The sequence below is a fragment of the Mycobacterium sp. genome, from assembly GCF_035603715.1.
Taxonomy (GTDB): domain Bacteria; phylum Actinomycetota; class Actinomycetes; order Mycobacteriales; family Mycobacteriaceae; genus Mycobacterium.
Genome location: NZ_DATNJW010000373.1, coordinates 1 through 6868 on the forward strand (window position 1 = coordinate 1; position 6868 = coordinate 6868).

General features: G+C 64.8%; 6 protein-coding genes. 3 read left to right on the forward strand and 3 right to left on the reverse strand.

Annotated features, from left to right (window positions below; translation table 11 throughout):
• The 3 genes from VN856_RS15545 to VN856_RS15555 all read right to left on the reverse strand — a co-directional run.
• On the reverse strand, positions 1-429 hold a 429-nt coding region (locus VN856_RS15545; protein ID WP_325690542.1), incomplete at its 3' end, for an AMP-binding protein.
• Between the two features lie 14 nt (positions 430-443).
• The gene (locus VN856_RS15550; RefSeq protein ID WP_414686968.1) at positions 444-1184 is read right to left on the reverse strand and encodes a GntR family transcriptional regulator; all 741 of its coding nucleotides are present in this window, start codon (positions 1182-1184) and stop codon (positions 444-446) included.
• Positions 1177-2784, reverse strand: coding sequence for an SMP-30/gluconolactonase/LRE family protein (locus VN856_RS15555; RefSeq protein ID WP_325690545.1), 1608 nt, complete (start codon positions 2782-2784; stop codon positions 1177-1179). Before VN856_RS15555 ends, VN856_RS15550 begins: the two co-directional genes overlap by 8 nt.
• Before the next feature lie 201 nt (positions 2785-2985).
• On the opposite strand from VN856_RS15555, the gene VN856_RS15560 reads away from it, so the two are divergent.
• From VN856_RS15560 to VN856_RS15570, 3 genes are all read left to right on the forward strand, one after another.
• Positions 2986-3834, forward strand: a complete 849-nt coding sequence (locus tag VN856_RS15560; RefSeq protein ID WP_325690547.1) for an SDR family oxidoreductase — start codon at positions 2986-2988, stop codon at positions 3832-3834.
• Entirely contained in the window at positions 3834-5198 is a 1365-nt protein-coding gene (locus VN856_RS15565; protein ID WP_325690549.1) for an aromatic ring-hydroxylating dioxygenase subunit alpha, read from the forward strand. Before VN856_RS15560 ends, VN856_RS15565 begins: the two co-directional genes overlap by 1 nt.
• The coding region (locus VN856_RS15570) for an NAD(P)/FAD-dependent oxidoreductase (RefSeq protein ID WP_325690551.1) at positions 5195-6868 on the forward strand (1674 nt) is incomplete at its 3' end. The genes VN856_RS15565 and VN856_RS15570, both read left to right, overlap by 4 nt.

Here is a 6868-nt window from a genome sequence, read left to right on the forward strand (position 1 = left end):
TGTGTAGTCGTGCCCGCCGTAAACCGACGGCACGAAGATGATCCGGGTGTCCGCGTCACGCAGGATGAAGAGCAGCTCGCTGTCGCGCAGCGAGGGCAGGATGGGGTTGACCACCATCCCGGCGATCGTCGCCGCCAGGTAAATCACCGCGGCCTCATGCCAATTGGGCAGCATGAACGACACGACGCTGCCGATCGTCATCCTCTCCAGCAGTGCATGCGCTAACTCCGTCGCCTGCTCGTGCAGACTCTGACAGTCGAGTCGGTAACCGCCGTCGATCAGCAGCACTCGCTGCGGTGTGCGGTGTGCGGCATCGGCCAGCGAATCAGCCAGGGTCTCGCGCACCCACCACCCGCGCGCATAGGCTTCCGCGGTCCGCTTCTCGTCCCAGCGGACCGTTCGTCCACCGATCAGTTTGGTGTTCGACATCGCCGCATGTGAGATTAGCCGCGGACGCGTCGCATCGTCATCGAGTGACGGAAACGCGACGCCGGATGCGTGTTGATGGTCAACTGGGCGACCTCGCCATCCGAGGTCGCGTAGGTGCGATGCACCTCGAGAGCCGGGCTACCGACCTCGACGCTGAGTTGGGCGGCCAGCGTCGGCGAGATCAGCACCGCGGCGATTTCCTGGTGCACCTCGACGATGCTCAATCCGAAGATGTCTTCGATCAACGGAAAGATCGGACCGGTATGGCGCGCCAGCAGCCGGCCTACCCCGGCGAACGCTCGGTTGATGTAGTACTCGGTACGGCAGACTGGGAATTCGGCATCGTCGAGTCGGCGAAAACCCTTGACGGCCAGCCACTCCTCGCCGCTACTCAGACCGGTCCGGGCTGCCAGTTCGTCGTCGACGAGCACCATCCCGGTGGATTCGATCGCGAACTGTGCTCCGGTCGCGAACGCGAGCAGGTCGTTGATCGAGACGACGTCCTGGACGTAGGAGTCCGAAGACGGGCGCGGCACGACGAGCGTGCCCGCCCGCGGCCGGGATGCGACGAGGTTGTCGTCGCGCAGCCGCCTCAGCGCCTCTCGGATGGTGTACCGGCTGACCGAAAAGCGTTCACACAGTTGATGTTCGGTGGGTAGCTGGGATCCAACCGGGTACACTCCGTCGACAATCTCCTTTCGCAACGCGCGCGCCACCTGCAGGTAGCGGTGGTCGGCCGGCTGGGTGTCAGTCATGGTCATGCTCTCGCCGGAATGCCAGCACGCTGCCGTCCGCGTCGGCCGAAACGTACAAGGTGCCTTCCGGCCCCGCAGCGATGCCGGCGAACGGCCCTTGCGGTCCGGAGAACGGTGGCATTCCCTTCAATGGCTTGGGAATCACGCCGGGGGCTGCGCCGACTGGCAACCCGGACGCGATGGTGTGGGTTGCCGCGTTCTCGAGATCCACGACGACCAGTGTCTTGGCCCCGGCGTCGACCACATACAGCTGCTGTCCGTCGACCAGAATGCCTTGCGGGCGGCTCAATTCGGCCGCTACCGTATGGACGCCTGATCCGGTGAGCTTGACCACCCGACCGGCGCCTGCTTCCGAGACCAGCCAACCACCGTCAGGTGCGACCGCCACCCCGATCGGATCGTTGAGTCCGGACGCGATCACCTCCACTCGACCGCTGCGGATCGAGATCACCCGGCCGGTGCCGAGTTCGGCGGCCGCGACGGTGCCGTCGCGGGCGATCGCCACGCCGTAAAGCTGATCCAATCCGTCTGCCAGGACTTCGTTTTCGCCGCTGGCGGGCCGGTAGCGCGATACCTGACCACCCGACGTGGTGACGACGAACTCCTCGGGTCCCGATGGAACCAGCCCGCGCAGGAACCCCGGATACCCCGGGGTGAACAACATGCCCACCGTGTGCAGCGTGTGATCGGGCAGCAGCCGGTAGAAGTACGTGCCGTCGGCGATGTAAAGGCTGCCGTCGGAGCCGACCGCCAGATCCAGCGGCCAATTCAATCCGCCCGGCAGCACGGTCTGCGTCTTTCCGCCGGCGAGGATCTCGGTGATCTCGCCGGTGAAGTTCGAGACGAACAGTCGATCGTCAACGAAGGTCAGGTTGTCCAGGCCCGGGCTCAGTTCAGCCAGCACCATCTGCTCACCGGTGCGCGGATCGATGCGCAGCACCTGGCCGCTGTGCACCTGGGTCGAGACGATCTGGCCCGCCGCATCGAACTTCACCGAGTCGGGCACGCCCAGGCCCGAGGCGACTGTCTCGGGCACACCGCCGTCCAGGCTGATCCGCCAGATTTCGTTGGCGCCCATCACCGGGAAGTACAGCAACCCGTCCGGACCGACTTCCATGGCGTTGGGTGACGGCACATTCTCCAGCAGCACGCGCGGCTCGCCACCGGCAAGGTCGAGCTCGAGAAGCCGTCCGCCCTCACGACATTCGCCGATGAACAACCGGCCCTGATGAACGGTGATGCCGTTGGCCGACGGGACATCCCCACGCAACACCCGGGTGGTTCCGTCGGCGCCGCGCACGCTGACCCGACCGTCCATCACTTCGGTCGCGTAGAGATCGCCGCGCGGACCGAAGGCCACATCGTCGGGCGCGATGATGTCGCCACCCTTGGGGCTGATGGTCCCCAGCTGACCGGTGCCGACATCGAGCGCGCTGATCTGACTGCCGGTCACCTGCGCGATGTAGATCCGGCCGTCGGGGCCGGTCCGCAGGCCGTTGGCGCCGAACAGCCTGCTGGGCGGGGTGAGTCGCTCCATCTGCCAGCCTTCGGCGAGGGTGGTCGACACCCCTGCGCCGGAGCGGCCTTCGTGTAGCAACATCGGTGATGACTCCCGGGGGCCTTGGTGCCACAGCGTCATGGCAGTTTCAGCCGGTGACGTTAGCAACCGAGTCTGGTCCAGACAATAGCCAGGCAGATGTCAACCAGGGCCACTTGACGCTCGGCCATTTGCAGAGAATCATATTCTCAATTATGCGCATCTTGCTATCTTGTCCGGACAAAAAGTGGACGAATCTTCAACGTGGTCGATAACCTGATCGGTCTCGAGCGACGCGTGGTGGTCGTGGCCGGCGCCGCGGGCGGTGGTATCGGCACCACCGTGACGCGGATGGTCGCCGAAGCCGGTGCGACAGTCGTCGCGGTGAGCCGGTCCAAAGAAAATCTGGACGACCACATCGCCCCGCTGATCGAGCGTGGCCTGTCGATCGTGCCGGTCGCCGCGGACGTGGCGACCGAGGATGGCATCGACGCAGTCATCGAACAGGCGCTACGCGCCGACGGCGAATTGCACGGGCTGGTCAACGTGGCTGGCGGCGCCGCGCCGGAGACCTGGATGCCGTCGACCCGGGTGACCCGCAACGACTGGCGCGAGCTGTTCACCCAGAACCTGGAAACCGCCTTCTTCATGAGCCAGGCGGTTGCCGCGGAATTGAAAGCCGGCAAACGCCCCGGATCGATCGTGTCGATCTCGTCGATCAGCGGAATGAACACCGCGCCGTTCCACATCGCCTACGGCACCGCCAAGGCGGCGGTCGCGGCAATGACCCGCACTATGGCCGTCGAGCTGGCCGGTGACGAAATCCGGGTGAACGCCGTGGCCCCCGGGGTCACCGCCACCCCGGCTTCGCTCACCTACGTCGACGACGACGCCGAGCGTGATCGTCGCGCCATCGCGATGGGCCGGCGCGGCCGCCCCGAAGAGATCGCCGGCGCCATCCTGTTCCTGCTGTCCGATCTGTCCAGCTACATCACCGGCCAGACTTTGCTGGTGGACGGCGGCCTGGACCTCAAATGGACGCACCTGGGCGCTGACAACACTTCACTCTTCCTCAAGGACGACTCCTTCCGAGCGGCGATAAGGAGAATGTGATGACCGACATCGAAGTCGAAGTGGCCGAAGAGCTTTCCGCTCCGGTGACGATCGGCGTCGAGGCTTATTTGTCCGAGGACTATGCCCGCGCTGAGCGGGACAAGTTGTGGCGCAAGGTGTGGCAACAGGTCGGCCGGGTCGAAGACCTGCCGAAGGTCGGCAGCTTCCTGACCTACGACATCCTCGACGACTCCGTGATTGTGGTGCGCACTGGTCCGGACACCTTGACGGCGCACCACAACGTGTGCGTGCACCGCGGCCGGCGACTGGTCGACACGCCTGAGCGCACGAAAAGCGCGTGTGGGCATAAGAAGTCGTTCGTGTGCGGGTTTCACGGCTGGACCTACGACCTGGACGGCGGTTGCACACACATCCCCGAGCGCCAGGACTGGCAGGACTCGCTGACCCCGCAGAACACCCACCTGGCCCCGGTGCACGTCGACACCTGGGGCGGCTGGATCTTCATCAACCTGGATCCGCACTGCGAGCCGCTGCGCGACTATCTCGAACCGGCCGCCACCATGCTCGATCCGTTCGGGCTGCAGAACATGCGCGTCAAATGGCGCAAATGGCTTACCTTCCAATGCAATTGGAAGGTGGCGATCGAGGCGTTCAATGAGACCTACCACGTCGCCACCACCCACCCGCAGTTCAACAAATTCGGCACGTTCCGCGGCTGGGCCAAGGCGCAGGGCAAGCACAGCAACATCGGCTACGACGCGCCCAAAGACCTCTCCGAGACCAAGTCAAAAATCCGCCTCGGTACCGGAGACCCGCGCATCTCGACGGCGGAAATGCAGGTCTACACACTGGAGGAGACCAACGCCACGACCACCAAAACGCTGGTGGAAGCGGCGAAGCGGTTGGCCGACGAACTGCCTGAGGACACCCCCCCTGACAAGGTGCTCAGCCATTGGCTGGCCGCAGCGCGCAGCGACGACGCCGCCCGCGGTGTGGTGTGGCCGGTCATCGATCCCGAGCATCTGGCCAAGAGCGGCACCGCCTGGCAGATCTTTCCGAACTTTCAGATCGGGCAGGGCCTGACGACCGCGCTGTGCTACAGCGCGCGGCCCAACGGCTACGACCCCAACAGCTGCATCTTCGAAGCGGCTTGCTACGAGCTTTACCCCGAAGGTCATGAGCCGCAGACCGAATGGGAGTACCTGGAGGCGGACGATCCCGACTGGCGCACCGTCTTCCCCCAGGATTTCTCCAACATGGCCGCCGTACAGCGAGGCATGAAATCGGCTGGGTTCCAAGGCACCAAGCCCAACCCCTACATGGAACGCAGCACGGTCAACCTCCACTACCAACTGTCGAAGTACATGGGCACCGGCGAGCCGCAGGAGCTTCGGGATAGATGACAACGTTCGAGCCATGCGGCCCTACCCAGACGCCGGACGACATCGATATCGACGCGCTGCGCGAAAGGTACTTGTTCGAGCGGGATAAGCGGCTGCGCCCGGAGGGCGGCGCGCAGTACCTCGAACTCGACGGTGACCTGGCCGATCTCTACGAGGTGGACCCGTACACCCCGGTGGCCGACCGCGCCCCGATCGGCGAGGACATCGAGGTGGCCGTCCTTGGTGGCGGGTTCGCCGGATTGTTGTCGGGCGCCTACCTGAAAAAGGCTGGTGTGCAGGATGTTCGGGTCATCGACATGGCCGGGGATTTCGGCGGAGTGTGGTACTGGAACCGCTTCCCTGGCATCCAGTGCGACAACGACGCCTACTGCTACGTCCCGATGCTCGAGGAGCTCGACTTCCTGCCGAGCAAGAAGTTCGCCGACGGCGCGGAGATCTTCGCGCACTGCCAGGCCATGGGTAAGCACTTCGACCTCTACGACGGCGCGATCTTCTCAACGCAGGTCGAGGGCATGCACTGGGACGACAAGAGCAAGCGCTGGCGACTGATCACCAACCGCGGCGACGACATCCGCGCGCGGTTCGTGGTGATGGCGCAGGGCTCGTACAACAAGCCGAAGCTGCCCGGCATCCCCGGTCTCAAGGACTTCAAGGGACACCTATTCCATTCCGCTCGTTGGGATTACGACTACACCGGCGGCGACGCCAACGGCGGCCTGCATAGGCTGGCCGACAAGCGGGTCGCACTCGTCGGCACCGGGGCTACCGGCGTCCAGCTGGTGCCGCATCTCGGCCGGGATGCCAAGCAGCTCTTCGTGTTCCAGCGCACCCCGTCGTCGGTGGACATGCGCGCCAACACGCCCACCGACCCGGCCTGGGCGGCGGCCCTGCAGCCCGGTTGGCAGGAGGAGCGCAAGCGCAACTTCCACAACTGGTCACCGTTTGTGGGGGTGGTCTTCGGCGAACCAGATCTGGTGTGCGACTTCTGGACCGAATTGGGCCGCAACATGACCGCCCGGATTGCATCCAGTCCGGATCCCGCCTCGCTGGGGATCGAGGAGATCATGGCGATCCGGGAGGAAGAGGACTACAAGATCATGGAGCGGCTGCGCCGTCGCGTGGCCGCCCTGGTCGACGACCCCGACACCGCCGAGACGCTCAAGCCGTACTACCGCTTCATGTGCAAGCGGCCGTGTTCGAGCGAGACGTACCTGCCGGCGTTCAACCTGCCCAACGTGACGTTGGTGGACGTGTCGGAATCCAAGGGAGTGGAACGCCTGACGGAAACGGGCATTGTCGCCAACGGCGTTGAGTACGAGGTCGATTGCGTCGTATTCGCCAGCGGGTTCGAGATCTCCACGGAGATCAGTCGGCGCTTCGCGGTCGACGTCATCGAGGGTCGAGACGGGCTGTCGCTGTTCGACTACTGGCACGACAGGTACCAGACGCTGCACGGCATGACCACGCGCGGATTCCCCAACCAGTTCTTCACAGGCTTCATCCAGGGCGGCGTCTCGGCCAACACCACTGCGATGTTCGAGCAACAGGCCGAGCACATCGCCTACATCATCGCCGAGGCGCAGAAACGCGGAGCGACCACCGTCGAACCCAGTCAGGAGGGCCAGGACGGCTGGGTCAAAACGGTCGCCGAACTCGCGATCGACAACTCG

Excerpts from the sequence above, each read along its gene's own strand:
- VN856_RS15550 (WP_414686968.1), bottom strand. The coding sequence starts at position 1,184 with ATGACTGACACCCAGCCGGCCGACCACCGCTACCTGCAGGTGGCGCGC.
- VN856_RS15555 (WP_325690545.1), bottom strand. The coding sequence starts at position 2,784 with ATGTTGCTACACGAAGGCCGCTCCGGCGCAGGGGTGTCGACCACCCTC.
- VN856_RS15565 (WP_325690549.1), top strand. The coding sequence starts at position 3,834 with ATGACCGACATCGAAGTCGAAGTGGCCGAAGAGCTTTCCGCTCCGGTG.